The following is a 25,948-nucleotide window of genomic DNA, read 5'->3' on the forward strand; positions in this document are numbered from 1 at the left end:
ATCACCCGGCTACGACACGTAACCGTTATGGATCAGTAATCGAAGGCGCGGGCCGTGTTCACGGCGATCGCCCCGGCCAGCTCCTCCTCCGTGATCCCGCGCACCGCCGCCATCGCCCGCACGGTCACCGGGATCAGATACGGGGCGTTGGGGCGGCCCCGGAAGGGCGCGGGAGTGAGGAAGGGGGCGTCGGTCTCGACGAGGACGAGCTCCAGCGGGGCGACGGCGAGGGCGTCGCGCAGCGGCTGGGCGTTCTTGAAGGTGACGTTGCCGGCGAAGGACATGTAGTAGCCCTTGGCGGCGCAGATCTCGGCCATCTCGGCGTCGCCGGAGTAGCAGTGGAAGACGGTCCGCTCGGGCGCGCCCTCCTCGTCGAGGACGCGCAGCACGTCGGCGTGGGCCTCACGGTCGTGGATGACGAGCGTCTTGCCCCGCCGCTTGGCGATCTCGATGTGGGCGCGGAAGGACCGCTCCTGGGCGGCCATGCCCTCGGGGCCCGTACGGAAGTAGTCGAGGCCCGTCTCGCCGACGCCGAGGACGTGCGGCAGGGCGGCGAGCCGGTCGATCTCGGTGAGGGCGTCGTCGAGCGCCGCGTCGCCGCCCGCCTCCCGCGCACCTTGCCGTGACCACCCGTCGGGGTCGCCCAGGACGATCCGGGGCGCCTCGTTGGGGTGCAGGGCCACGGCCGCGTGCACGTGCTCGTGCGCGGCGGCGGTCTCGGCGGCCCACTGGGAGCCCTTGATGTCGCAGCCCACCTGGACGACCGTCGTGACGCCGACGGCGGCGGCCTTGACCAGGGCCTCCTCGACGGTGCCGGACTGCATGTCGAGGTGGGTGTGCGAGTCCGCGACCGGGACGGGCAGGGGCTCGGGCAGCGGCGGCGGGGCGTCCTTGGCACTCATGGCCCCGATCGTACGAGGGCCATGAGTGCGAGGGCGAAGGATTACCGGCGGGGACTACCGGCCGGACCGGCGCGGACCGCCGGCGGGGCTTACCGGCGGGACCGGCGGTGGAAGAGGTCGGAGAGGTGCCAGTGGTGCGGTACCGGCGGCGGCTCCTCGCCCGCGACGGGGACGTCCTCCGTCAGTTCCTGACCGATCGGCCCGGCGATGCCCACCGGCTTGGCCGCCTTGGCCCCCGGGCCGTGGTGCTCGGTCGCCGCGACCATGTCGAGCACCGAGGACACCCTGCCCGCACGCATGATGCGGACGACGTGGCTGTCGCAGTTCATGCAGGTCGGACGCGACAGCGGGGACGGGACCCGCTGGCCGTCGGCCTTGTAGACGACGTACTCGTGACCGTGCTCGTCGGTGTGGTGCTCGATCTCGTACGCCTGCTCCCAGCCGTATCCGCACCTCATGCAGGCGAAGGCATACGCTTCGTGAGCGACGGGCGTTCCGGTGCCGGTGATCTCACTCATTCCAGCTCCTCTCCACTGATCCAGTGGACGCCTTTTCGAGCCGGAACGCATCAGCGCCGGAAGAACCATGGACGCTCTTTGGCGTTTCCTTGCCCAAAAGGCCTTCGAGCAGCCCCGTCACCGGGTTCCGCTTTGCCTTTCAGATTAGTCCTTTACCGTTTCCAGAGCCCGGTCCCGCCGGGTCCTTTGCCACCCCGGCCGCGTTCTTTGCCGCCACGACGGCATCGAACACCTCGCGCTTGGGAAGCCCCGCCTCGGCGGCGACCGCCGCGATGGCCTCCTTGCGCCGCTCCCCCGCCTCCTCGCGCACCCGCACCCGGCGCACCAGCTCCTCGGCGTCGAGCTCGGCGGGCCCGGTCTCCGGGGCGCCCTCGACGACGACGGTGATCTCGCCGCGTACGCCCTCCTTCGCCCACTCCACCAGCTCGCCGAGCGGGCCGCGCTTCACCTCCTCGTACGTCTTGGTCAGCTCCCGGCAGACGGCGGCGCGCCGGTCGGTGCCGAAGACCTCGGCCATCGCGGCGAGCGTGTCGTCGAGCCGGTGCGGGGCCTCGAAGTAGACGAGGGTGCGCCGCTCCTGCCCGACCTCGCGCAGCCGGGACAGGCGCTCGCCGGCCTTGCGGGGCAGGAAGCCCTCGAAGCAGAAGCGGTCCACGGGCAGCCCGGACAGGGCGAGCGCGGTGAGCACGGCGGACGGGCCGGGCACGGCGGTGACCTTGATGTCCCGCTCGACGGCGGCGGCGACCAGGCGGTATCCGGGGTCGGAGACCGAGGGCATCCCGGCGTCGGTGACGAGCAGCACGCGGGCGCCGCCCTCCAGGGCCTCCACCAGTTCGGGCGTACGGGCCGACTCGTTGCCCTCGAAGTAGGAGACCACCCGGCCCTGGGTGTGCACACCGAGCGCGCGGGTGAGCCCGCGCAGCCTGCGGGTGTCCTCGGCGGCCACGACGTCCGCCCGCTCCAGCTCGGTGGCGAGCCGCGGCGGGGCGTCCGCGATGTCGCCGATGGGGGTCCCTGCGAGTACCAGCGTTCCAGTCACAGGAGCATCCTCCCAGCCCGGACAGGCGACGCGCACAGGCGCGTTCCCTACGATGGCGCGGTGACCAGAACCGCACCCGAGGCCCTGGAGGGTCAGCAGCCCATGGACCCCACGGCTCACGTGGACCCCACGGCCCCCGTGGATCCCGCGGCTTCCATGGCCCCCGCCGCGGCGGAGTCCTCCGAGTGGCTGCGCAGGCTGCGGCGCTTCGGTTACCGGCCCGACCCGACGGCCTCCCTCTCCATCGGGCTGCGGGAGCGGCTCGTACCGCCGTACACCCGGCCCTCGCCGCGCCTGTGGTCGCTGTTCGGCATCGGCCCCAAGGCCGCCCACCAACTGTGGCGGATCGCCGCCTGGGCCGGTCCGCTGCTCGTCGCGCTGGTCGCGGGCCTGCTGCGGTTCTGGAACCTGGGCAGGCCGAACGCGGTGATATTCGACGAGACGTACTACGCCAAGGACTCCTGGGCCCTGATCAACCAGGGGTACGAGGGGGCGTGGCCGAAGGACATCGACAAGACGATCCTGGCGAACCCGGACTCGGTGCTCGTCCCGACGGAGCCGGGCTATGTGGTCCATCCGCCGGTCGGCAAATGGGTCATCGGCATCGGCGAGAAGATCTTCGGCTTCGAGCCCTTCGGCTGGCGCTTCATGGTGGCGCTGCTCGGCACCCTGTCGGTGCTGATGCTGTGCCGGATCGGCCGGCGGCTTTTCCGCTCGACGTTCCTGGGCTGTCTGGCGGGTCTGCTGCTCGCGGTGGACGGTCTGCACTTCGTGATGAGCCGCACGGCGCTGCTCGACCAGGTGCTGATGTTCTTCGTGCTCGCCGCCTTCGGCTGCCTGGTGATCGACCGGGACCGAGCGCGGGCCCGGCTGGCCGGGGCGCTGCCGGTGGACTCCGACGGGGGTACGGGCGTGCTGCGGCCGGACGCGGAGGTCGCGGAGGGCCTGGGGCTCGGCTGGCGGCCGTGGCGGCTCGCGGCGGGCGTGATGCTGGGCCTGGCGGCCGGCACCAAGTGGAACGGGCTTTACATCATGGCCGCGTTCGGCCTGATGACGGTGTTGTGGGACATCGGCGCGCGGCGCACGGCGGGCGCGGTCCGCCCGTACGCGGCGGTGGCCCGGCGGGACCTCGTGCCGGCCTTCGTCTCGGTCGTGCCGGTGGCCATCGCCACGTATCTGGTCTCCTGGTCGGGCTGGATCTTCACCGACAAGGGCTACTTCCGGAACTGGGCCGCCGAGCAGGACAAGCTCGGCGGTGGCGGGACGTGGGGCTGGCTGCCGGAGTGGCTGCGCAGCCTGTGGCACTACGAGACCGAGGTCTACAAGTTCCACGTGGGCCTGAGCTCGCCGCACACCTACGAGTCCAACCCGTGGAGCTGGCTGGTCCTCGGCCGCCCGGTCTCCTACTTCTACGAGTCCCCCGCCCCCGGCACCGCCGGCTGCCCGGTCGACGCCCGGGAGAAGTGCGCCCAGGAGGTCCTCGCCCTCGGCACCCCGCTCCTGTGGTGGGCGGCCTGCTTCGCGCTCCTGTACATCCTGTGGCGCTGGGCCTTCCGCCGCGACTGGCGCGCGGGCGCGATCGCCTGCGGCGTCCTGGCCGGCTGGGCGCCCTGGCTGCTCTATCAGGAACGCACCATTTTCCTTTTCTACGCGGTGGTGTTCGTCCCCTTCCTGTGCCTCGCGGTGGCGATGATGCTCGGGGCGATCGTGGGCCCCGCGGGCTCCTCGGAAAGACGCCGCACTTTCGGTGCGGTGGCGGCGGGAGTGCTCGTTCTCCTCATCGTCTGGAATTTCATCTATTTCTGGCCGCTGTACACCGGGACGGCGATTCCGATGGAGCAGTGGCGGAACAGGATGTGGCTGGACACGTGGGTGTAGGGAGCCCCTACGGGGCTTCCTCGCCCAGCGGGGTGAGGCAGAGGGTGAAGCCGCTGCGGCCGGTCTCGGAGTACTCGGCGTAGCGGGTCAGGTCGCAGTGGTCGTGGCCGCTGTCGTGGCGCTCCGCCACCCGGTAGTCGGCCTCGTCGGAGTAGCAGTCGACGACCACGACGTCCGGGAAGAGCTCGTTGCCCTTGTTGTGGACGCACGAGCCGACCTCGGCGCTGGCGGGGCTGCCTTCGTAGAGGTACCCGAACGCGCCGACGATGGCGAACGGCAGCAGGACGCCGAGCGCCTCGACCCGGCGGAGGAGCGGGCGGCCGGGGTTCACCGAGGGCCGCACGCCACCGGCGGGCGGGGCAAGCCGGCCGAGACGGATCCGCTGGACGAGGTTGAGCACCAGGACGACGGGCGTGTAGAAGAACGAGGCGAGGCCCCACCAGCCCTGATAGAGCGTCCGGGCCGTCATCTCCCGGTACAGGGCGAACCCGCAGTCCCGGCAGAGCGTCGCGCGGTTCTTGCAGGTCCGCATGATGACGACGAGCCCCTGGTGGGAGCGGAGGGTGGTGCGCAGGGCGGGCAGGGAGCCGCAGACCTGGCAGCCGCCGGCGGGGAGTTCGGGAACGGCGGACTCGGCGGGAGCCGGCGTGGGCTCGGCGGGACCGGTCGGCTTGGACAGCGGTGTGGACATGGTGAATTCCCCCCCGGGAAACAAAAAGAGTGGTAAGCGAGAGGCTGAAGAGTACGGCCCCGCACCGACACACGGTCGGCTGAGCGGATCGCTATCCGGTAACAACCGTCCCGGCTCTCACTCCTGACAGGGCGACCGCCGCTTAGGCTCCCCCTGGGGCCATACCTGGGGGAGGGAGGCGCAGCCATGCGCAGTGGTGCCAAGGTCGCGATCGTCGGCGGAGTCTTCGTCGTCGTGGCGAGCGGGGTGGGATACGGGGGCTACAACCTCTGGAACGGGATCAGCGGAGGCTCCGGCGGGCCGACGACGGCGTCCGGTTCGAACAGCAAGAAGACAGGGCCGGTCACCGCCGAGGAGGTCACGGCGACCGCGAAGGACTTCCTCGCGGCCTGGGCCGGCGGCGAGTCCGATGCGGCCGCGCAGTTCACGAACAACCCGGTCGCCGCCGGCCCCGCGCTGCTCGGCTTCCGCGAGGAGGCGAAGGTCTCCGCCGCGCAGATCACCCCGGGCACGCCGACCGGGACGACGGTGCCCTTCACGGTGAAGGCCACCATCACGTACGAGGGCGGGTCCAAGCCCTGGACGTACGCCTCGCAGCTCACCGTCGTCCGCGGCCTCACGACCGGCCGGCCGCTGGTCGACTGGAAGCCGGCCGTGCTGCACCCGAAGCTCACGGCGGGCGGCTCGCTGCGCACCGGCGGCGCGAGCTCCGGCGAGATCGAGGCCGTCGACCGCAAGGGCCGGGTCCTGACGGCGGAGAAGTACCCCTCGCTCGGACCCGTCCTTGCCCAGCTGCGCGAGCGCTACGGCTCGACGACGGGCGGCAAGCCGGGCATCGAGGTGTACGTCGACTCCGGCGCGGAGGGCGTGCCCGACACGACGCTGCTGACGCTCCAGAAGGGCGAGCCGGGCAAGCTGGAGACGACCATCGACGCCGACGTGCAGGCGGCGGCGGAGAAGGCGGTGGCGCGGTACGGGACGGCCTCCGTGGTGGCGATCCAGCCGACGACGGGCGCGGTGCGGGCGGTGGCGAACAGCCCGGCGAACGGCTTCAACGCGGCCTTCGAGGGCGCGAAGATGCCCGGCTCGACGCTGAAGGTCCTGACGGCGGCGCTGCTCCTCGACAAGGGCCTGGTGAAGGCCGACCAGGTGACGGAGTGTCCGCAGAACGTGCTGTACCAGGGCCGGACCTTCCACAACCTCGACAACTTCGCGCTGGAGGGCAGGACCTTCGGGTACTCCTTCGCCAAGTCGTGCAACACCGCCTTCATCAAGAAGATCGACGACGTCCACGACGACTCCGCCCTGGGCAAGGAGGCACGGGAGGTTTTCGGCATCGGTCTGGAGTGGAAGACCGGCATCCGGTCCATGGACGGCAGGATCCCCGACGCGACCGGCGGCGAGGCCGCGGCCCAGTACATCGGCCAGGGCACGGTCCAGATGAACCCGCTGACCATCGCGTCGATCACGGCGACGGCGAAGGCGGGCGTCTTCAAGCAGCCGTACCTGGTGGCGGCGGACGTGGACGACCGCGAGTTCGCCCAGGCCGAGCGAAGGCTGTCCGCGTCGGTCGCGCGGCAGCTGCGCGACATGATGCGGACCACCGCGACCGCGCGCTACGGCACGGGGACGCGCGCCATGTCCTCCGTCGGCGGCGACAAGGGCGCGAAGACCGGTTCGGCGGAGGTCGACGGCCAGGCGACCTCGGACTCCTGGTTTACCGGCTTCTCGGACGACCTCGCGGCGGCGGCCTTCGTGGAGGGCGCCGGTCACGGCGGCGACGCGGCCGGTCCGGTGGTGGCGCAGGTGCTGCGGGCCGGGTAGCGGTGCCGTAACCCGGTCGCGTGCCTCGTACACGTACCGCTAGCCTGCGAGCCCATGACGACGTCACACGCAGATGCCCATCCCCAGTTCGCCGCGGCCCTGCAGGAGCTGGGCCTCGATGTCGAGGTCCGGCGGTTCCCGGACGAGACGCGGACCGCGCAGCAGGCCGCCGAGGCCATCGGCTGCGCGGTCTCGGAGATCGTGAAGTCGCTGATCTTCGCGGCGGACGGGGTGCCGGTGCTCGTCCTGATGGACGGCGCCTCGCGGGTGGACGTGGAGAGGGTACGGCAGGAGCTGGGCGCCGGGGCGGTCACACGCGCCGACGCGCGGATCGTCCGGGAGACGACGGGGTACGCGATCGGCGGCGTCCCGCCCTTCGGGCACCGCAGCCGGACCCGGGTGCTCGCCGACCGCGGGCTGCTCGACCACGCGGTGGTGTGGGCGGCGGCCGGCACCCCGCACAGCGTCTTCGCGCTCGACCCGAAGACGCTGATCGCACACGCGGGCGGCACGCTGGTGGACGTCCGCGAGCGTTCCGGCGAGCTCTCCGACGGGCCCTCCGCCGACGGGCCCTCCGCCGAGCGTTCGGCGTGACGCCGCTGGTCGTCACGGCGGTGCTGCTCGCCGCCGTGACGCACGCGAGCTGGAACGCGATCGCCGCGCGCATCCACGACCAACTGCTCTCCTTCACGCTGATATCCGGCGGCGGGGCCCTCATCGGCATCGTCGGCGTCTGCTTCACCCCGCTGCCCGCTGCCGGCGCGTGGCCGTATCTGATCGCCTCGGCGGCGCTGCACGTGGCGTACTACGCGCTGCTCATGAAGTCCTTCGCGCTCGGCGACTTCGGCCAGATGTACCCGATCGCGCGCGGCACGGCGCCGCTGGTGGTCACCCTGCTCGCCGCGCTCTTCGTCGGCGAGATCCCGGACGCCGGGCAGCTCGCGGGCGTCGCCGTCGCCTGCGCGGGCCTCACCGGCCTGGCCCTGTGGGGCATCCGGGGCAAGGGTGCCCGGCCGCACTGGCCGGCGCTGCTCGCCGCGGGCACGACGGGCCTGTCGATCGCCGCGTACACCGTCGTCGACGGCGTCGGCGTCCGCGCCTCCGGCACCCCGCTCGGCTACATCGCCTGGCTGATGCTCCTGGAGGGCCTGGTCATCCCGGTCTACGCCGTCACCCGCCGCGGCCCCGCCGTCCTGGCCGCCGAACTCCGCCCCTTCGCCGCCCGCGGCCTGCTCGGCGCCGCGATGTCGGTCGCCGCCTACGCCCTCGTCCTCTGGGCCCAGACCAAGGCTCCGCTGGCCCCGATCGCCGCCCTCCGCGAGTCCTCCATCATCGTCGGCGCCGCCATCGGCGCCCTGCTCTTCAAGGAACGCTTCGGAGGGCCACGGGTCGCGGCGGCGGGCCTGATGGTGGTGGGCATCGGCCTGATGCTGTACGCGAGTTGAGGAGGAACGCCCATGGGTGAAGTGTCTGACGTACGCACCAGGATCTCGGCCTACGGCCTCGTCGTCGACCGAGACCAACTGCTGCTCGCCCGGCTCGGCGCGACGTCACCCGTCTTCGCGCCCGGACTGTGGCATCTGCCGGGCGGCGGCCTCGATCCCGGCGAGCAGCCGGCGGAGGCGCTGGTCCGCGAGCTGCGCGAGGAGACCGGGCTGACGGTGGGCGCGGACGAGGTCCGTCTGCTCGACGCCCGTACCTACACCACGGAGCGCGGCGGTACCCGCTGGCACCTCACGGCGCTCTTCTACGCCGTCACCCTCACCGGGGCCGCCGCGGCCGCCCCGCTCGTCGCCGAGACCGACGGTTCCAGCGAGGCCCCCACCTGGATCCCGCTGACCGAACTGGCCCTCCTCGACACCGAGAACCGCCTGTCGCCGCCGACGGCCGACGCGCTGCGGATGCTCAGAGGGACGCCCGGACCGCCCGGACCAGGGCCTGGGCGCGCGGGTCGGCCGTGACCGTCTTGCGCATGCCGTTGGTGACATAGCCGAAGGAGATCCCGGAGTCGGGGTCGGCGAAGCCGAGGGAGCCGCCGCGGCCCGGGTGGCCGAAGGAGCTGGGGCCGAGGAGCGGGGAGGCCGGGCCGTGGAGCATGTGGCCCAGGCCGAAGCGGGTGCCGACGACGAGGACCCGGTCGGCGCCCGCGGACTCCTCGGTACGGGCCAGGGCCAGGGTGGCCGGGGCGAAGAGGCGGGGGCCGCCGTCGACCGGGCCGAGGGTGGCGGCGTAGAAGCGGGCGAGGGCGCGGGCGGTGGCGACGCCGGCGGAGCCGGGCAGTTCGGCCGCCCGGTACACCGGGTCGTTCTCGTCGGGGCGCGGCTCGATCACCCCGAAGGCGCGCCGGGTGAGCGACCGCGGGTCCTCGTAGGCGGCGGTCACGGCCGGCTTGGGGCGCAGCCGCAGCGCCGGGCTGTCGGCGGGCTCCTTCTCCTCGACCGGGCCGAGCCGGCCGACCCGGTGGGCCTCGGCCTCGGGCAGTCCGATCCACAGGTCGAGGCCGAGCGGGCGGGCGATCTCCTCGGCGGCCCAGCTGCCTATGGTGCGGCCGGTGACCCGGTGGACCAGGCCGGAGAGCAGCCAGCTGAAGGTGTGCGCGTGGTAGCCGTGGGCGGTGCCGGGCTCCCAGGCGGGGGCCTGGGCGGCGATCGCGGCCGTCGCGGTCGGCAGGTCGACGGCCTCGGCGAGGGTGAGGGGCCGGTCGAGGACCGGTACGCCCGCGCGGTGCGCGAGCAGCTGCCGTACGGTCACCCGCTCCTTGCCCGCGGCCTTGAACTCCGGCCAGTACGTGGCGACCGGCGCGTCCAGGTCCAGCTGCCCGCGCTGGTGGAGCAGGAGCGGGACGGCCGCGGCGACGCCCTTGGTCGCCGAGCGCACGACCTGGGCGGTGTCGGCCGCCCACGGCTCCTCGCCGTCGACGTCACGCGTGCCCGCCCACAGGTCGACCACCTTGGAGCCGTCGCGGTAGACGGCGACGGCCGCGCCGCGCTCCCCGCGCTGCTCGAAGTTGCGCAGGAACGCGTCCCTGACCGGCTCGAATCCCGCCGCCACCGTGCCCCGGACGTCCACCTGAACCCACGCTTCCTCTCGTACGTACGACCCCCATCGTGCAACGCGGGGGGCCGCCCGCCGATTCCGGGGTCGGGCGTACGGCTCGAAAGGGTCAGACGTCGACCGCGCTCGGCACGAAGCCGAACGGCAGCTCCAGGCGGTGCCTGGCCATCAGCTCCTCGTCGGAGAGGATCTCCGCGGTCCGCCCGTCGGCGGCGATCACGCCCTCGCTGAGGATCACCGAGCGCGGGCAGAGCTCCAGGGCGTACGGCAGGTCGTGGGTGACCATGAGGACGGTGACGTCCAGGGAGCGCAGGATGTCGGCGAGCTCGCGCCGGGAGGCCGGGTCCAGGTTGGAGGACGGCTCGTCGAGGACGAGGATCTCCGGCTCCATCGCGAGCACGGTCGCGACCGCGACCCGGCGCCGCTGTCCGAAGGACAGGTGGTGCGGGGGCCGGTCGGCGAACTCCTCCATGCCGACCCGGGCCAGCGCCTTGCGGACCACGGCCTCCAGCTCGGCACCGCGCAGCCCGGCGGCCGCCGGGCCGAAGGCCACGTCCTCGCGGACCGTCGGCATGAACAGCTGGTCGTCGGGGTCCTGGAAGACGATGCCGACCCGGCGCCTGATCTCGGCCAGGTGCTTCTTCCCGACCGGGAGGCCGGCCACGGTCACGCCGCCCGCCCCGCCGGTGAGGATGCCGTTGAGGTGGAGGACCAGGGTGGTCTTGCCGGCGCCGTTGGGGCCGAGCAGGGCGACCCGCTCGCCGCGTCCCACGGTCAGGTTCACGCCGAAGAGGGCCTGGTGGCCGTCGGGGTACGCGTACGCGAGGCCGCGTACGTCCAGCGAGGGGTGCGAGTGGTGCGCGGAGTGCGGGTTGTGCGAGGGGTCCATGGTCACAGGGTCCATCCGAGGAGGCAGATCAGGAGGGCGGCGAGCGGCAGCGCGGCGGCCTGCCGCCACTGGACGGCGCTCGCGGTGACCTCGTCGATGACGGGCATGGTGCCGGTGTAGCCGCGGCTGACCATGGCGAGGTGGACCCGTTCCCCGCGCTCGTAGGAGCGGATGAAGAGGGCCCCGGCGGACTTCGCGAGGACGCCCCAGTGCCGTACGCCGCGCGCCTCGAAGCCGCGGGAGCGGCGGGCGATGGACATCCGGCGCATCTCGTCGGTGATCACGTCGCCGTAACGGATCATGAAGGAGGCGATCTGGACGAGCAGCGGCGGCAGCTTGAGCCGCTGGAGGCCGAGGAGCAGTTCGCGCAGTTCGGTGGTGGCGGCGAGCAGCACGGAGGCGGCGACGCCGAGGGTGCCCTTGGCGAGGACGTTCCAGGCGCCCCACAGGCCGGGGACGGAGAGCGAGATCCCCAGGAACCGGGTCTGCTCGCCGGGGACCACGAAGGGCATGAGCACGGCGAACGCGACGAACGGGATCTCGATGAGCAGCCGCTTGAGCACGAAGCCGCCGGGGACGCGGGCCCGCGCGGCGACGGCGCCGAGCAGGACCGCGTAGAGGGCGAAGGCCCACATCGCCTCGCGGGGCGTGGCGACGACCACGACGACGAAGGCGAAGACGGCCACGAGCTTGGTGTGCGGGGGCAGCGCGTGGACCGGCGACTGCCCGCCCCGGTAGAGCTTGTGCGCGTGCCCTCCCCCCATGTCAGGCCTCCGCGACGACGTCGGCGGTACGGCGGCGGCGCACGACCCAGAACGCGCCGGTGCCGACGGCGAGGGTCGCGCCGACGCCGATGACGCCGGCGAGGCCGCCGGACAGGCGCGCGTCCGAGACGTCCTTGACGCCGTAGTCGGCGAGCGGGGAGTCGGCGGCGGCGTGCGGCTCGACCTTGCTGTCGATGCCCTTGTCGGCGGCGACCTTCTCCAGGCCGTCGGGGCTGGCGGAGGCGTAGAAGGAGACGAAGCCGGCGAGGACGAGCGCGGTGACGACACCGGTGATCCACAGCTTCTTCGGGGAGCGGGCCGCCACCGGGGCGCCGGCCGGCCGGGCCGCGGGCCCGGCATCCGGGGTGGCGTCGACGAGCTCGCCGTCCACGCGCAGCTTGAGCGGGGCGGTCAGGCCGCGGGCGCCGTACACGAGGTCGGGGCGGACGGCGATGACCGCGCCGACGGTGAGCATGGTGATGACGGCCTCGCCGATGCCGATGAGGACGTGCACGCCGACCATCGCGGTGAGCACCTTGCCGAGCGGTACGTCGGTGGTGCCGCCGATCGCGTAGATCGCGGTGAAGGCGGTGGCCGCGGCCGGTACGGAGACCAGGGCGGCCACGAAGGAGGCGACGGTCACCGAGCGCCGGGTGCGCGGCAGGACGAGGACCAGGCCGCGGAAGAGCGCGTAGGAGACGAGGACGGTCACTACGCCCATGACGCTGATGTTCACGCCGAGCGCGGTGAGGCCGCCGTCGGCGAAGAGGACGCCCTGCATGAGCAGCACGACGGCGATGCACAGGACGCCGGTGTACGGGCCGACGAGGATCGCCGCGAGCGCGCCGCCCAGGAGGTGTCCGCTGGTGCCGGCCGCGACGGGGAAGTTGAGCATCTGCACGGCGAAGATGAATGCCGCGACCAGGCCGGCCAGCGGGGCCGTGCGCTCGTCGAGCTCCTTACGCGCTCCGCGCAGGCTGACGGCGACGGCGCCGGCGGCGACGACACCGGCGGCGGCCGATACGGGGGCGTTGATGAATCCGTCAGGTACATGCACGCCCGAATGATAAAGCGTTCCTGCGAACTGTTTGCAAGAGCGCGTGGGGGTCAGGAGTGGAGTAAGGAGCCTTCTCTGACCGGGCGCGCGCCCCGGAAGAGTGGGACATTGAGGACTAACCGCGCGAACGTGTGTCGCGTACGAGTGTGAGGAGCCGCCCGATGCCCCGCGCCGTCGATGACCGAGAAGTCGAGGACCACGCCAAAGGCCGGATCATCAGCGACGCCCCGCTCTCGCGGCCGGTGCCGGTGGCCCTGCGTTTCGACCCGGGGCTCGAACCCGCCACCGTGCGCTTCGTCTTCCCCGGCAACATCGAGTGGTCCTTCCCCCGCAGCCTCCTGGAGACCGGCCTGCGCGCCCCCGCCCGGCGCGGCGACATAGGCGTGTGGCCGTGCGGCCGGGTGCAGACGGTGGTCGAGTTCCACACGGCCGACGGCGTCGCCGTCGTCCAGTTCGACACCACCGCGCTGCTCCGCTTCCTCAAGCACACGTACGCCGTCGGCACGGCCATGTCGGCGCGCTGACGGCGTACGGGCCGCGTCGGCTCCCCGTCCCCACAGGTTCCGGCGCGTTCCGGGGCGCGCCGCCCGCTCAAGCGGCGGCCCCGGAGTTCAGAGGGCTGGCAAGGGCTCTGCCTCAGGCCTTGGCCAGCTCCTTCTCGTCCTTGTCGGTCTCGACAGGCCGCGCGGCGGGGGCGGCGGCCGCCAGGCCCTCGCCCTCGACGTCGACGTTCGGCAGCACGCGGCCGAGCCACTTCGGCAGCCACCAGGCCTTGTGGCCGAGCAGCGCGAGGACGGCCGGGACGATCGCCATGCGGACCACGAAGGCGTCGAAGAGGACGGCGACGGCGAGGCCGAAGCCGATCATCTTGACCATCTGCTCGCTGGATCCGATGAAGCCCGAGAAGACCGCGATCATGATCACCGCGGCCGCGGTGACCACCCGGGCGCCGTGCCGGAAGCCGGTGACGATCGCCTCGCCGGGGCGCGCCCCGTGGACGTACGCCTCGCGCATCCGGGTGACCAGGAAGACCTCGTAGTCCATGGCGAGGCCGAAGACGACGCCCACCATGAAGATCGGCATCATCGACATGATCGGGCCGGTCTGCTCGACGCCGAACACGCTGCCCAGCCAGCCCCACTGGAAGACCGCGACGACCGCGCCGAGGGCGGCGACCACGGAGAGCAGGAAGCCGAGGGCCGCCTTCAGCGGGACCAGGACCGAGCGGAAGACCACCATGAGGAGCAGGAAGGCGAGGCCGACGACCAGGGCCAGATAGGGCAGCAGGGCGTCGTTCATCTTCTGCGAGAAGTCGATGTTCATCGCGGTGGCGCCGGTGACCAGGACGTCGTCGCCGGTCGCGCCGCGGATGTCGTGCACCAGCTGCTCGGTCTCCGCCGAGGACGGGCGGTCCTTCGGGATGACCGTGATCATCGCGGCGTCGCCGGCCTTGTTCGGGGTCGGCGGTGTGACGGCCGCCCAGCCCTCGACGCCCTTGATGGCGGTGACGGTCTTGTCTGCGGCGGTCTTGTCGCCGTCCACGACGACGAGCAGCGGGCCGTTGAAGCCGGGGCCGAAGCCGTCGGACAGCGCGTCGTACGCCCGGCGCTCGCTGGTGGAGGTGGGCTTCGCGCCGTCGTCCGGCAGGCCCATCTCCAGGGAGGCGGCGGGCACGGCGATCGCGCCCAGGCCGAGGACGCCGACGACGAGCACCATCAGCGGGCGGCGGATGACGAAGCGGGCCCAGCGGGTGCCGCCGTTGGGCTTGTCGCTCGCCTCGGCCGCGCCCTTGCCCTTGTCCTTGCCCTTGCGCTGCTTCCGGCTGACGACCTTGTCGCCGGCGAAGCCGAGCAGGGCCGGGATGAGCGTGAGCGCGATGAGGACGGCGATCACGACCGTGCCGGCGGCGGCGAAGCCCATCTTCGTCAGCATCGGGATGTTGACGACGGCCAGGCCGACCAGGGCGATGACGACGGTGAGTCCGGCGAAGACGACGGCGGAGCCGGCCGTGCCGACCGCGCGCCCGGCGGCTTCTTCCTTCGTGTGGCCCTCGGCGAGCTCCGAGCGGTAGCGGGAGACGATGAAGAGGGCGTAGTCGATGCCGACGGCGAGGCCGATCATCGACGCGAGGGTGGAGGTGGTGGTGCCGAGGTCCAGGACGTTCGCGAGCGCGGTGATCGACGAGACGCCGATGCCGACGCCGATGACCGCGGTGAGCAGCGGGAGCCCGGCCGCGACGAGCGAGCCGAAGGTGATGACGAGCACGACGCCCGCGAGGACGATGCCGATGACCTCGCTCGCGCCCTGCTCCGGCATGGTCTGGAGCGCGTCGCCGCCGATCTCGACGGTCAGCCCCTGCCCCTGCGCGGCCTGGCCGGTCTCCTTGAGCGCGTCACGGGTCGCGTCGGTCAGCTCCATCGCGTTGACCTCGTACGCCACGGAGACGTAGGCGGTCGAACCGTCGCGGGAGACCGCCTGGGCCGTGTACGGGTCGGTGACCCGGGCGATCTGGTCGGAGCCGGACTGCAGCGCGGCCACGGTCTTGGCGACCTTGGCCTTGTTCGCCGGGTCCTGCATGCTCTGGCCGGCCGGGGCCTTGAAGACCACGCGGGCGGTGGCTCCGTCGGCGCTGGCCTCGGGGAAACGCTGTTCGAGCAGGTCGAAGGCGCGCTGTGCCTCGGTGCCGGGGATGGAGAAGGAGCTGGAGGTGGCGGCGGGCGCGGTGGCGGCACCGACTCCGGCGAGCGCGAGCAACGCCACCCAGAGGAGGGCGACGAGCCGGCGGCGCCGGAAGGCGGAGCGGCCGAGCTTGTAGAGGAACGTGGCCACGGGGGCGTACTCCCGGTGTTGAGTGGGACAGGGCATGGGGAGCCGGCCCGACGGCGTGAGCGGTGCGCAGTCAGGTGGTGCGGGTGAGGCAGGTGGTGGGTCAGGCGCCGAGTGAGGGGAGCACCACGGCGTCGATGTAGCTGCGGAGGAACGCGGAGTCCACCGGCTGGTCTTCGATCAGCGGGCGGGCGATGAACGCTCCGATCAGCATGTGGGGCACGAGCTTCAGGGCCGGGTTGTCGGCTCGGATCTCGCCTCTCCGGACGGCTCGCTGGAGGACTTCGTCGAGGCCGGTCATCTCGGGCTCGACGAGCAGCTCGCGCAGTGCCTGGAGCAGTTCGGGGTTGTCGTGGACGGCATGGGCCAGGCCCCGCATCAGCGCGGAGTCCTTCTCCATCTGGCAGTCGTCGGAGTTCGCGAGGATCGCGTCGAAGTCGCCGCGCAGGCTGCCGGTGTCGATCTCGGCGAGCGAGACCGGCTTGTTGTGGCGCAGTGCCCTGGCGACGAGCTCGGGCTTGCTCCCCCACTGGCGGTAGAGGGTGGCCTTGCTGGATCGGGTGCGGGCGGCGACGGCGTCCATGGTGAGGGCGTCGTAACCGACCTCGCGCAGCAGGTCGAGCACGGCTTCGTACAGCTCGGCCTCCCGCTCGGGGGTGAGCCTGCTGCGAACTGCCATGGCCGGCCTCCTGCTTCCGTCCGGCGAGCGAACGAAACGGTTTCGTACACGTCGACATAACGAAGATACCCCCCGGTATAGCGAAACGAAACCGTTTCGTACGTGTCGTGGAACACACGCGTTGTCGTGGCACACCGGCGCTCCGGGCACTTCTGCACTGACGTACGAGTTGCCTCACCCCCTTCCCGCGGAAAGCATGAGGAGGTGAGTGACGACGTCGCGTATCTCCGCTTCCCGCACCTCCACGGCGAGCTGCTGTGCTTCGCGGCCGAGGACGACCTCTGGGTCGCCCCCCTCGTGCCCGAGGGCCACCGGCCCGGCCGCGCCTGGCGGATCACCGCCGACCGGACCCGGGTCGGGCCCCCGCGCTTCTCCCCGGACGGCCGCCACATCGCCTATACGAGCTGGCGCAGCCTCGATCCGGAGATCCACCTGGCGCCCGTGGACGGCGGCCCCTCCCGGCGGCTCAGCTACTGGGGCTCCACCGACACCCGGGTCTGCGGCTGGTCCCCGCCCGACCAGGACGGCCGGTCCGACATCCTCGCGGTCTCCTCCCACGGCCAGCCCTTCTCCTACTTCTCCTGGGCCTACACGGTCCCCACCGACGGCTCCCCCGGCGCCAAGCTGCCCTGGGGCCCGGTCACCGACATCGCCGTCGCCGACTTCGACGAGGACGAAGCCCAGGCCGAGGGCTCCGGGGCGCAGCGGCGCTCCCTGCTGCTCACCGGCACCCCGCCGCACGAACCCGCCTCCTGGAAGCGCTACCGCGGCGGCGCCATGGGCCGCCTGTGGCTGCACGGAAGGCGGCTGCTCCCGGACCTCGGCGGGCACCTCGACGCACCGATGTTCGTCACCGCCCCGCCCGGCGAGGGCGGCCCGCGGATCGCGTTCCTCTCCGACCACGAGGGCATCGGCAACCTCTACTCCTGTCTCCCCGACGGCACCGACCTGCGCCGCCACACCGACCACGACGAGTTCTACGCCCGCAACGCCTCCAGCGACGGGCAGCGGGTGGTCTACCAGCACGCCGGCGAGCTGTGGATCGTCGACGAACTCACCGCCGGCTCCCGCCCGCGCCGCCTCGACGTCCGCCTCGGCGGCCCCCGCACCGGCCGCCGCCCCTACCAGGTGCCCGCCGCCCACCACGTGGACGCCCTGTCCGTGGACGAGACCGGCCGGGCCAGCGCCGTCTCGGTGCGCGGCAGCCTCTACTGGCTGACCCACCGCGACGGCCCCGCCCGCACCATCGCCGACACCCCCGGGGTCCGCGTCCGGCTCCCCGAGATGCTGGGCAGCGGCGGCCAGGTCGCCTACGTCACCGACGCCGCGGGCGAGGACGCCGTCGAGATCGCCTACCTCCCCCGCGCCAGCGGCGACCGCCCCCCGCGCCGCCTCGCCTCCGGACAACTCGGCCGCGTCGAGGAACTCGTCTCCGACCCCGACGGCGAACGCCTCGCCATCGCCTCCAGCGACGGCCGCCTCCTCCTGATCGACGCGACGGAGGAGGACGAGGAACCGGACCTCACGGAGCCTGCCGCCGAGCCGACCGACCAGGTGACCGAGCAGCCGGCCGAGGCGCCCACCGCGCTGGCCGACGGCACCGCTGCCTCGGCCGAGAGCACCGAGGCCGCCCAGGGCGCCGACAGCCCCGAGAGTCCCGGGGCCGAGAGTCCCGAGGGCCCCGGCGGCACCCCACCCCAGGGCAAGGTCACCGAGCTCATCCGCTCCCTCAACGGACCGGTCCGCGACCTCGCGTTCTCCCCCGACGGGGCCTGGCTCACCTGGTCGCACCCGGGCATCGGGCGCTCGCTGCGCTCCATCAAGATGGCCCGCATCTCCGGCCCCGGCGCGCCCGCCATCGTCGACGTCACCAACGGGCGCTTCGAGGACGAGAACCCGGTCTTCACCCGCGACGGGCGCTACCTCGCCTTCCTCTCCTGGCGGGGCTTCGACCCGGTGTACGACGTGCACACCGGCGACCTGTCCTTCCCGCTGGGCTGCCGCCCCTATCTCGTACCGCTCTCCTCCGCGACCCCCTCTCCCTTCGCGCTGCTTCCCGACGGGCGGCCCGCCGCCGGCGGCATGGACCCCGCCGACGAGGAGGCGGGCGCCGGGGACGGCACGGTCACCGTCGAGATCGAGGGACTCCCCGACCGGGTCCACCCCTTCCCCGTGACCGCCTCCAAGTACTCCGCCCTCCAGCCGGTGGCCGGCGGCGGCCTGGTGTGGCTGCGCTGGCCGATCTCCGGCGCTCTCGGCGAGACCTTCGCCAACCCCTCCGATCCTTCCCCCCGCCCCACGCTGGAGCACTACAACATCCCCAAGGCCCGCAAGACCGAACTCGTGGGCCACCTCGACTGGTTCGCGGTGAGCGGCGACGGCTCCCGGCTCGTCGTGGTCGACGAGGGCGAGCTGCGGGCCGTCCCCGCCACCGAGTCCGGCGACAGCGACTCGACGGTCTACCTCGACCTGCGGCGCATCGTGCACGAGGTCGACCCGGCCGCCGAGTGGCGGCAGGCCTTCGACGAGGCCGGCCGGATCGTCCGCGCCTACTTCTGGGAGCCGGACATGGGCGGCGTCGACTGGACGGCGGTCCTCGACCAGTACCGCCCGCTCGTCCAACGGGTCGCCTCCCCCGACGAGTTCGCCGACCTGCTGCGCGAGGTGATGGGCGAGCTCGGCACCTCGCACGCGTACGTCAGCCCCGCCCGCCGCAACGAGGGCCCCGCCCACTACCAGCGCGCACAGGGTCTGCTCGGCGCCAACCTCGTGCCCCGCGACGACGGCTGGACGGTCAAGCGGATCCTGCCCGGCGACTCCTCCGACTCCAAGGCCCGCTCACCGCTCGCGGGCACCGGAATCCGCGAGGGTGCCGTCCTCACCCATGTCGACGGCCGTCCCGTCGACCCCGTGGCCGGTCCCTATCCCCTCCTCTCCGGCACCGGTGGCACCACCGTCGAACTCACCTTCACCCCCGCCGGCGGCGAGGGCCGCTCCCGCCGGATCGCCGTCGTCCCCCTCGTCGACGAACGCCCGCTGCGCTACCAGGACTGGGTGACCAAGCGGCGCGCGGTCGTGCGCGAGATCAGCAGCGGGCGCTGCGGCTACCTCCACATCCCCGACATGGGCGGCTCCGGCTGGGCCCAGTTCAACCGCGACCTGCGGATGGAGGTCTCCCGGCCGGCCCTCATCGTGGACGTGCGCGGCAACGCCGGCGGCCACATCAGCGAGCTGGTGATAGAGAAACTCACCCGCAAGATCCTCGGCTGGGACCTCACCCGCAACGCCCAGCCGGTCAGCTACGCCTCCAACGCCCCCCGCGGCCCGATCGTCGCGCTCGCCGACGAGGCCACCTCCTCCGACGGCGACATGATCACCGCCGCCTTCAAACTGCTCGGCCTCGGCCCCGTCGTCGGCCAGCGCACCTGGGGCGGCGTCGTCGGCATGACGGGCCGCCACACCCTGGGCGACGGCACCACGATCACCGTGCCGATGAACGCCGCCTGGTTCCCCGAATACGGCTGGTCCGTGGAGAACCAGGGCGTCGCCCCCGACCTCGCCGTGCTGCGCACCCCCCTCGACTGGGCCGAGGGCCGGCACGCCCAGCTCGACGACGCCGTGCACGTCGCCCTGGCCCTGCTCGACGAGAACCCGCCCGCGAGCCCGCCCGGCTACGAGGCGGTGCCGGACCGCTCCCGGCCCAAGCTGCCGCCCCGGTCCAGCTCGTAGAGGTCCAGCTCGTAGGCCGTGCCCGGCTCGCCGTCGAGCGTCACGCTGCCCACCGCGCCGAACCCGACCCGGGCGAGCACCGCCCGGGACGGCCCGTTGCCGAGGGTCGTGGCGGCGGTGAGCCGGCTCAGCCCGTACTCCTCGCGGGCCCGCGCGCACAACTCCCGTACCGTCGCGGTCGCCACCCCGCGGCCGGCGGTCTTCTCGGCGACCCGGTAGCCGAGTTCGGCGCTGCCGTCGGCTATGTCCACCAGATTGAACCGCCCCACTATCTCCCGGTCCCCCGCGACCAGCACATGGAAGAGGATCGTCCCGGCCTCCTGCTCGTCGAGCAGGGCCCGGTGCCGGGCGGCGAACTCCGCCTCCTCGAAATACGCGTCCCCGCGGTCGGGCACGGACGCGGCGAAGAAGGCCCGGTTCTCCCGCTCGAAGGCGAGCACGGCGGGCGCGTGGTCGGGTCGCAGCCGCTCAAGTACGCACGTCGTCACGTCGATTGCCTCAGGTGCCTGGGTTGCCTCAGTCTCGGACATGAGGATCACGGTACGTAACTCCGCGATTCCGTGCAGGAAGTTATCCACAGGCAGCGGAGAGCAAAGAACGCGAAGGCGCACCCGGCGTCCCGGGTGCGCCTTCCTCACAGGACGGCGTCAGGCGTCGTAGTCCATGTCGAGGCGGTCCTGGTCCTCCTGCTGCCGGCGTCGCTCGTCCTCGGACTTCGCACGGTCCTTGGCCTGCGACGCGCGCTCGGAGGCCTTGTCCTTGGCCCCGCCCATCGCGTCCTGCATCTTGCCCTTGACCTGCTGCGCCTTGCCCTGCATATCGTCCTTGATGCCCATGAAAGTTCACTCCTAGAAGGGTGTGAGGGAGACGGGGCGTGTCGCCCCTTGGGCTTCGACCAGACTGACACGGCAGGACAACCCGTGCATTTCGATCAGATACGGACAGTCACGAGGACGGACGGTCACGAACTCGCGGACCGGCGCTCCGTGCGCTCCTCCTCGTCCGCCGCGCCGCCCGCGCCGACCAGCCCCTTGCCCACGCTCCCGAGCCGCGGCTCGAAGCGCCGCATCTCGCGCTGCCCGACGGAGGCGATGATGCCCGGCAGATAGCCACGGGTGGACTGCATCCCGCGCAGCCACCACTGGGCGTACACATGGGCCGAGCGCCGCTCGACGCCCGCGACGATCCGGTCGACGGCCGGGCCGAGCGGGTAGGTGCGGTTGGACGGCCACGGCAGCCGGGAGCGCAGCTCGCGCATCACGTCGTCCTGGTCCGCGCCCCGCACCATGTCGGTGTCGGTCCAGGACAGATAGCCGACGCCGACCTTCACGCCCTTGTACGCGACCTCGGCGCGCAGGCTGTGCGCGAAGGCCTCGACCCCGGACTTGGAGGCGCAGTACGCCGTCATCATCGGCGCCGGGGTCATCGCCGCGAGCGAGGCGATCTGCAGGAAGTAGCCGCGGGACTCCATGAGGACCGGCAGGAACGCGCGGGCCGTGACGGCGCCGCCGATCAGGTTGACCTCGATGACCCGCCGCCAGGCGACCGGGTCGGAGTCGACGAACGGACCGCCCGCCGCGACACCGGCGTTGGCGACCACGATGTCGACCTTGCCGAACCGCTCCTTCACCTCGGCCGCGACCTTGGCCATCGCCTCGTGGTCGGTGACGTCGGCGTGCCACCAGTCGGCCTCGGTGTGCAGCCGCCCGGCGACCTCCTTCAGAAGCTCCGGCTCCAGGCCGACCAGCGCGATCTTCGCACCGCGCGCCGAGAGCTTGCGGGCGAGGAGCTCGCCGACCCCGCGCGCGCCGCCGGTGACGACCGCGACCTGCCCTTCCAGGCTCACCCTGCTCATGCCCCTGCCTCCTCGTTCTCCTTCACGCCCAGGTAGGTGAGCGTCAGTTCGCGGATCTGCGCGGTGACGGCCTCCGGCGCCTCCACCGGCGTCATGTGTCCCATGCCGGCCAGCTCGACGAGCCCCGTGCAGTGCGGCAGCGCGCCCGCCATGGCCCGCGAGTGGCGCGCCGGGGTGAGCCGGTCGTCGGTGCCGACGAGCACGGCCACCGGCAGCTTCAGTTCGCGCAGCCCGACCTCCAGGTCGAGCGAGGCGAGCACCTGCGACCAGCCGTGACGGGCGCCGCGCGGGCAGGCGTGCACGATCCGGGCGCACGCGTCGACCTTCTCGGGCGCCGAGCCCGGTCCCATCGTCGCGTACTTGAGGATCTTCTTCGACAGCGGCGTGACGGGCCCGAGCGGCGCCTTCGCGCCGAGGACGGCGGCGGTCAGCCGGGTGCGCAGCCGGCCCGGCGCCATCGGTACGACCAGGGCCTCCTCGGTGAGCCGCGAGGGCCCGGTGGAGCAGAGCAGGGCGGCCGCGGCGTGCTGCCGGAAGGCGGGCCTGCGCGAGGCGGCCATGATCGTCATGCCGCCCATGGAGTGGCCGGCCACCACGGCCCGTTCGCCGGGGCCGAGGGTCGCGGTGAGGACGGCCTCGAGGTCGTCGGCGAGGGCCTCGGTGGAGTAGCCCCTGCCGCCGGCGTCTCGCGAACCGGCGTCGAGCGCGGGCGCCGGGGAGTCGCCGTGGCCGCGCTGGTCGTAGACGATGACCCGGTGGTCGGCGGACAGGGCGTGGATCTGCGCGTCCCAGAAGCGGGTGGAGCAGGTCCAGCCGTGGGCGAGGACGACCGCGGGGGCGCCCTCGGGGCCGTATACCTCGACATGGATCGCCGAGCCGTCGGCGGAGGTCACCATCAGATCGCGCGTCACTGCACGGCCTCCTTCTTACGGGTGGCGCGGCGGCCGGCCGCGGGCTTCGCGGGCGCGCGCAGCACCTCGTACTCGGACAGGTCGACGGTCCGTGTCTCGCGCCGGAACTCGCCGGTGGTGCCCGGCCACAGGGTGGTGTTGCGGCCGTTGGCGTCGAGGTACCAGCTCTCGCAGCCGCCCGACTTCCACACGGTCCGCTCCATCCGCTTCTGCACCCGGCGGTTCCAGACGCCGACGGCGGAGGGGCGGACGGCGAGGGCGGTGCGCCCTCCCAGGACATCGAGCTGGCGCAGATAGTCGGCCATATAGTTCAGCTGGGACTCGATCATCAGGATCATCGAGGAGTTCCCGAGGCCGGTGTTGGGGCCGATGATCGTCATCATGTTGGGGAAGCCGGCGGCGGTCGCGCCTCGCAGCGCCTCCATGCCGTTCTTCCAGTGGTCGGCGAGCGAGCGCCCGTCGGCGCCGATGACGCGCGGCGCGATCGGCATGTCGGTGACGTGGAAGCCGGTGCCGAAGATGATCGCGTCGACCTCGGTCTCGGTCCCGTCGGCGGCCACGACCACGTTTCCGCGGACCTCCTTGAGGCCGGAGGCGATGACGTCCACATTGGGCTGGGCGAGCGCCGGGTAGTACGTGTTCGACAGCAGGATGCGCTTGCAGCCGAGGCGGTACGAGGGGGTCAGCCTGGCCCGCAGCGCCGGGTCCTTGATCGCCCGGGCGATGTTGGCCTTGGCGAGCCGCTCGACCAGGCCGAGCTCGTCGGGCCGCTTGGTGAACGCGCTGACCTGCAGCTCGCGGATCCCCCACAGGAGGCCGCGGCGGGCGGTCGCGGTGAACGGCAGCTGCCGGTGCAGCCAGCGCTCGGGGGCGCTGATGGCGCGGTCCATGCGGGGCATGACCCACGGGGCCGTGCGCTGGAAGAGGGTGAGCCTCCCGACCTTCGGCTGGATCGACGGGACGATCTGGATGGCGGAGGCGCCGGTTCCGACCATGGCGACGCGCTTGCCGGTCAGGTCGTAGTCGTGGTCCCACTGGGCGGAGTGGAAGACCTTGCCGGTGAAGTCGGCGAGCCCCGGGATGTCCGGGATCCTGGGGTCGGAGAGCGGGCCGGTGGCGGAGACGACGACGTCGGCGGAGAAGCTGCCGCGGCTGGTCTCGATGTCCCAGCGCAGCTCGTCCGCGTTCCAGGCCGTCTTCATGACCTCGTGGTTCAGCCGCAGGTGCGGCCGGATCCCGAAGGTGTCGGTGACGTGCTCCAGATACGCGCGGATGTGGCGCTGGCCGGAGAAGGTGCGGGGCCAGTCGGGGTTGGGCGCGAAGGAGAAGGAGTAGAGGTGGGAGGGCACGTCGCAGGCGCAGCCGGGGTAGCTGTTGTCGCGCCAGGTGCCGCCCACGGAGTCGGCCCGCTCCAGGACGACGAAGTCGGTGATTCCCTCGCGGCGCAGCCGGACGGCGGCTCCGATGCCGCCGAATCCCGATCCGATCACCGCCACCCGTACGTGCTCGTGCTTCGCCATGCCGCCTCCCGTGCGCCCGGCCAAGATTCCGCCAGCAATCACTGGCACAATCGGGACTGTAGAGCAGCCTCATACCGAGCGGTAGGGGTAAGGCCGGGGAAAGTTACCGGCGGTACAACATAGGCTGGCGGGCGTGGCAGAACGATCGGGAGACCAGGCGGACCGGGCGGACCAGGTGAACCGGACGGGCGCGACGGGCGCTTCGGGCACGGCGGAGCCCGCGGGGGCGACCGGTATGCCCGCGGGTACGCCGACCGGGACGACGGGCGCCGCGGACGGGCCCACGCCCCACGAGTACCGGATGGCCGAACTCGCCGCCGCGGCCGGTATCACCGTCCGCACCCTCCGCTTCTACCGCGAGCGCGGGCTGATCCCGCCGCCCCGCCGCGAGGGCCGGATCGCCTGGTACGACGATCACCACCTGGCCCGGCTGCGTACGATCTCCGCCCTCCTGGAGCGCGGCCACACCCTCAACGGCATCGCCGATCTCACCGCCGCCTTCGAGTCCGGCCGGAACGTCGGCGAGGTCCTGGAGCTGGGCACCCCCACCGAGGAGGAGCCCGTCCGGCTCACCCCCGAGGAGCTCGCCGACCACTTCGCGGGCGAGGTCACCCCGGAGAACCTCGCCGCCGCGCTCGACCTCGGCTACCTCGCCACCGACGGCGAGGACATCGTCCATGTCAGCCGCCGCCTGCTCGACGTCTCCTCCGCCCTGGTCCGCGAGGGCGTCCCGCTGGCCGCCGTCCTGGAGGCGGGCGGCCGGGTCCGCGAGCACGCCGAGGCACTGGCGGAGCTCTTCGCCGAACTGCTCGGGAAGTACGCCGCCGAGAAGGACGTGCAGCGGCTGCGCCCGCTGGCCAAGAGCGTGGTCGAGGCGGAACTCTCCCTCGCCCTGGACCGGCGGATGCGCGGCGGCGTCTGAGAACGCCTGCGCGTGGTGGGCGTGGTGGGCGTGGTGGGCGTGGTGCGCGTGGTGGGCGTGCGCTACAGCTTGTAGACCGCCGTCACGGGCGCGTGGTCGCTCCAGCGCTCCGCGTGCGTGGCGGCCCGCTCGACGTACGCCTTGACCGCCTTGGCGGCGAGTCCGGGCGTCGCGACCTGGTAGTCGATGCGCCAGCCGCTGTCGTTGTCGAAGGCACGGCCGCGGTAGGACCACCAGGAGTACGGGCCGTCCTGCTCGGGATGGAGGGCGCGGACCACGTCCACGTAACCGCCGTCGCCCTCGTCGAGGACACGGCCCAGCCACTCCCGCTCCTCGGGGAGGAAGCCGGCGCTCTTCTGGTTGGCCTTCCAGTTCTTGAGGTCGGCCTCGCGGTGGGCGATGTTCCAGTCGCCGCAGACGACGACCTCGCGGCCGTCGGCGGCGGCGCGCTCGCGCAGCTCCTTCAGATACGGCAGGAAGGCGTCCATGAAGCGGATCTTCTCGTCCTGCCGCTCGGTGCCGACCTCGCCGGAGGGCAGATAGAGGCTGGCGACGGTGACGCCGGGCAGGTCGGCCTCCACATAGCGGCCGCTGTCCTCGAACTCCGCCGTGCCGAAGCCGACGCGTACGGCGTCGGGCTCACGCCGCGTGTAGAGCGAGACCCCGGCCCGGCCCTTGGCGGCGGCGGGCGCGTGGACGGTGAACCAGCCCTCGGGGCCGCGGACCTCGGCGGGCAGCTGGGCCTCCTCGGCGCGCACCTCCTGCAGGCAGACCACATCGGCGGAGGTCCCGGCCAGCCATTCGACGAAGCCCTTCTTGGCGGCGGCTCGGAGACCATTGACATTCGCTGTCGTGACGGTGAGCATCCCGGGAGAATACCGACAACCGGC

Annotated in this window: 24 protein-coding genes; 8 read left to right on the forward strand and 16 right to left on the reverse strand. The window is 72.5% G+C overall.

Annotated features, from left to right (window positions below; all coding sequences use genetic code 11):
* Positions 1-32 precede the first annotated feature (32 nt).
* The 3 genes from JAO84_RS14310 to rsmI all read right to left on the reverse strand — a co-directional run bounded on the left by JAO84_RS14310 (position 33) and on the right by rsmI (position 2,459).
* On the reverse strand, positions 33-902 hold the full coding sequence (locus JAO84_RS14310) for a TatD family hydrolase (protein ID WP_370413214.1): 870 nt from the start codon (positions 900-902) through the stop codon (positions 33-35).
* Positions 903-991: 89 nt separating this feature from the next.
* Entirely contained in the window at positions 992-1,420 is a 429-nt protein-coding gene (locus tag JAO84_RS14315; RefSeq protein ID WP_370413215.1) for a hypothetical protein, read from the reverse strand.
* Between the two features lie 139 nt (positions 1,421-1,559).
* Complete coding sequence (gene rsmI / locus JAO84_RS14320; protein WP_370413216.1) at positions 1,560-2,459, reverse strand: 16S rRNA (cytidine(1402)-2'-O)-methyltransferase; 900 nt, start codon at positions 2,457-2,459, stop codon at positions 1,560-1,562.
* A gap of 60 nt (positions 2,460-2,519) precedes the next feature.
* Between rsmI and JAO84_RS14325 the strand changes: the two genes are divergently transcribed.
* On the forward strand, positions 2,520-4,337 hold the full coding sequence (locus JAO84_RS14325) for a dolichyl-phosphate-mannose--protein mannosyltransferase (RefSeq protein ID WP_370413217.1): 1,818 nt from the start codon (positions 2,520-2,522) through the stop codon (positions 4,335-4,337).
* A 7-nt stretch (positions 4,338-4,344) separates the two neighbouring features.
* Here JAO84_RS14325 and JAO84_RS14330 read toward each other — a convergent pair whose 3' ends face one another.
* Positions 4,345-5,028 (reverse strand): hypothetical protein, encoded by a 684-nt coding sequence (locus JAO84_RS14330; RefSeq protein WP_370413218.1) that lies wholly within the window; start codon positions 5,026-5,028, stop codon positions 4,345-4,347.
* A gap of 186 nt (positions 5,029-5,214) precedes the next feature.
* Here JAO84_RS14330 and JAO84_RS14335 point away from each other — a divergent pair, with 186 nt between their 5' ends.
* From JAO84_RS14335 to JAO84_RS14350, 4 genes are read left to right on the forward strand one after another with little or no spacing between them, the layout of a single operon-like run.
* Positions 5,215-6,852 carry a penicillin-binding transpeptidase domain-containing protein gene (locus JAO84_RS14335; protein ID WP_370413219.1) on the forward strand — a complete coding sequence of 546 codons (1,638 nt, stop codon included), beginning with the start codon at positions 5,215-5,217 and terminating at the stop codon, positions 6,850-6,852.
* A gap of 54 nt (positions 6,853-6,906) precedes the next feature.
* A complete protein-coding gene (locus JAO84_RS14340; RefSeq protein ID WP_370413220.1) occupies positions 6,907-7,446 on the forward strand; it encodes a YbaK/EbsC family protein in 540 nt (179 codons plus the stop codon).
* Positions 7,443-8,297, forward strand: coding sequence for an EamA family transporter (locus JAO84_RS14345; RefSeq protein ID WP_370413221.1), 855 nt, complete (start codon positions 7,443-7,445; stop codon positions 8,295-8,297). Before JAO84_RS14340 ends, JAO84_RS14345 begins: the two co-directional genes overlap by 4 nt.
* A gap of 12 nt (positions 8,298-8,309) precedes the next feature.
* Entirely contained in the window at positions 8,310-8,813 is a 504-nt protein-coding gene (locus tag JAO84_RS14350; protein ID WP_370413222.1) for an NUDIX hydrolase, read from the forward strand.
* Here the strand turns inward: JAO84_RS14350 and JAO84_RS14355 are convergent.
* The 4 genes from JAO84_RS14355 to JAO84_RS14370 form a co-directional block, all read right to left on the reverse strand.
* On the reverse strand, positions 8,758-9,921 hold the full coding sequence (locus tag JAO84_RS14355; RefSeq protein WP_370413223.1) for a serine hydrolase domain-containing protein: 1,164 nt from the start codon (positions 9,919-9,921) through the stop codon (positions 8,758-8,760). The genes JAO84_RS14350 and JAO84_RS14355 overlap by 56 nt on opposite strands.
* 94 nt (positions 9,922-10,015) lie before the next feature.
* Positions 10,016-10,795, reverse strand: a complete 780-nt coding sequence (locus tag JAO84_RS14360) for an energy-coupling factor ABC transporter ATP-binding protein (protein ID WP_370413224.1) — start codon at positions 10,793-10,795, stop codon at positions 10,016-10,018.
* Positions 10,796-10,797: 2 nt separating this feature from the next.
* Positions 10,798-11,559: a cobalt ECF transporter T component CbiQ gene (gene cbiQ, locus JAO84_RS14365; protein WP_370413225.1), complete on the reverse strand. Its 762-nt coding sequence runs from the start codon at positions 11,557-11,559 to the stop codon at positions 10,798-10,800.
* A 1-nt stretch (position 11,560) separates the two neighbouring features.
* Entirely contained in the window at positions 11,561-12,616 is a 1,056-nt protein-coding gene (locus JAO84_RS14370; RefSeq protein WP_370413226.1) for an energy-coupling factor ABC transporter permease, read from the reverse strand.
* A 161-nt stretch (positions 12,617-12,777) separates the two neighbouring features.
* Here JAO84_RS14370 and JAO84_RS14375 point away from each other — a divergent pair, with 161 nt between their 5' ends.
* Entirely contained in the window at positions 12,778-13,140 is a 363-nt protein-coding gene (locus tag JAO84_RS14375; protein ID WP_265866309.1) for an SsgA family sporulation/cell division regulator, read from the forward strand.
* 112 nt (positions 13,141-13,252) lie between these two features.
* On the opposite strand, the gene JAO84_RS14380 is transcribed toward JAO84_RS14375, so the two are convergent.
* Positions 13,253-15,445 carry an MMPL family transporter gene (locus JAO84_RS14380; RefSeq protein WP_370413227.1) on the reverse strand — a complete coding sequence of 731 codons (2,193 nt, stop codon included), beginning with the start codon at positions 15,443-15,445 and terminating at the stop codon, positions 13,253-13,255.
* A 100-nt stretch (positions 15,446-15,545) separates the two neighbouring features.
* On the reverse strand, positions 15,546-16,121 hold the full coding sequence (locus JAO84_RS14385; protein ID WP_265866311.1) for a TetR/AcrR family transcriptional regulator: 576 nt from the start codon (positions 16,119-16,121) through the stop codon (positions 15,546-15,548).
* Between the two features lie 204 nt (positions 16,122-16,325).
* On the opposite strand from JAO84_RS14385, the gene JAO84_RS14390 reads away from it, so the two are divergent.
* A complete protein-coding gene (locus tag JAO84_RS14390) occupies positions 16,326-19,850 on the forward strand; it encodes a S41 family peptidase (RefSeq protein ID WP_370413228.1) in 3,525 nt (1,174 codons plus the stop codon).
* On the opposite strand, the gene JAO84_RS14395 is transcribed toward JAO84_RS14390, so the two are convergent.
* The 5 genes from JAO84_RS14395 to JAO84_RS14415 all read right to left on the reverse strand — a co-directional run bounded on the left by JAO84_RS14395 (position 19,793) and on the right by JAO84_RS14415 (position 24,136).
* Positions 19,793-20,380: a GNAT family N-acetyltransferase gene (locus tag JAO84_RS14395; protein WP_370413229.1), complete on the reverse strand. Its 588-nt coding sequence runs from the start codon at positions 20,378-20,380 to the stop codon at positions 19,793-19,795. The two genes, JAO84_RS14390 and JAO84_RS14395, sit on opposite strands and share 58 nt — an antisense overlap.
* 117 nt (positions 20,381-20,497) lie before the next feature.
* The gene (locus JAO84_RS14400; RefSeq protein ID WP_370413230.1) at positions 20,498-20,686 is read right to left on the reverse strand and encodes a hypothetical protein; all 189 of its coding nucleotides are present in this window, start codon (positions 20,684-20,686) and stop codon (positions 20,498-20,500) included.
* Positions 20,687-20,811: 125 nt separating this feature from the next.
* A complete protein-coding gene (locus JAO84_RS14405; protein WP_370413231.1) occupies positions 20,812-21,705 on the reverse strand; it encodes an SDR family oxidoreductase in 894 nt (297 codons plus the stop codon).
* Positions 21,702-22,601: an alpha/beta fold hydrolase gene (locus tag JAO84_RS14410; RefSeq protein WP_370416763.1), complete on the reverse strand. Its 900-nt coding sequence runs from the start codon at positions 22,599-22,601 to the stop codon at positions 21,702-21,704. The genes JAO84_RS14405 and JAO84_RS14410 overlap by 4 nt, the downstream gene beginning before the upstream one ends.
* Positions 22,602-22,612: 11 nt before the next feature.
* Positions 22,613-24,136, reverse strand: coding sequence for a flavin-containing monooxygenase (locus JAO84_RS14415; protein ID WP_370413232.1), 1,524 nt, complete (start codon positions 24,134-24,136; stop codon positions 22,613-22,615).
* 235 nt (positions 24,137-24,371) lie between these two features.
* On the opposite strand from JAO84_RS14415, the gene JAO84_RS14420 reads away from it, so the two are divergent.
* On the forward strand, positions 24,372-25,058 hold the full coding sequence (locus JAO84_RS14420) for a MerR family transcriptional regulator (protein WP_370416764.1): 687 nt from the start codon (positions 24,372-24,374) through the stop codon (positions 25,056-25,058).
* 62 nt (positions 25,059-25,120) lie between these two features.
* On the opposite strand, the gene JAO84_RS14425 is transcribed toward JAO84_RS14420, so the two are convergent.
* Positions 25,121-25,924 carry an exodeoxyribonuclease III gene (locus JAO84_RS14425; RefSeq protein ID WP_370413233.1) on the reverse strand — a complete coding sequence of 268 codons (804 nt, stop codon included), beginning with the start codon at positions 25,922-25,924 and terminating at the stop codon, positions 25,121-25,123.
* Positions 25,925-25,948: the final 24 nt, after the last annotated feature.

The organism is Streptomyces fradiae, assembly GCF_041270065.1.
GTDB lineage: Bacteria > Actinomycetota > Actinomycetes > Streptomycetales > Streptomycetaceae > Streptomyces.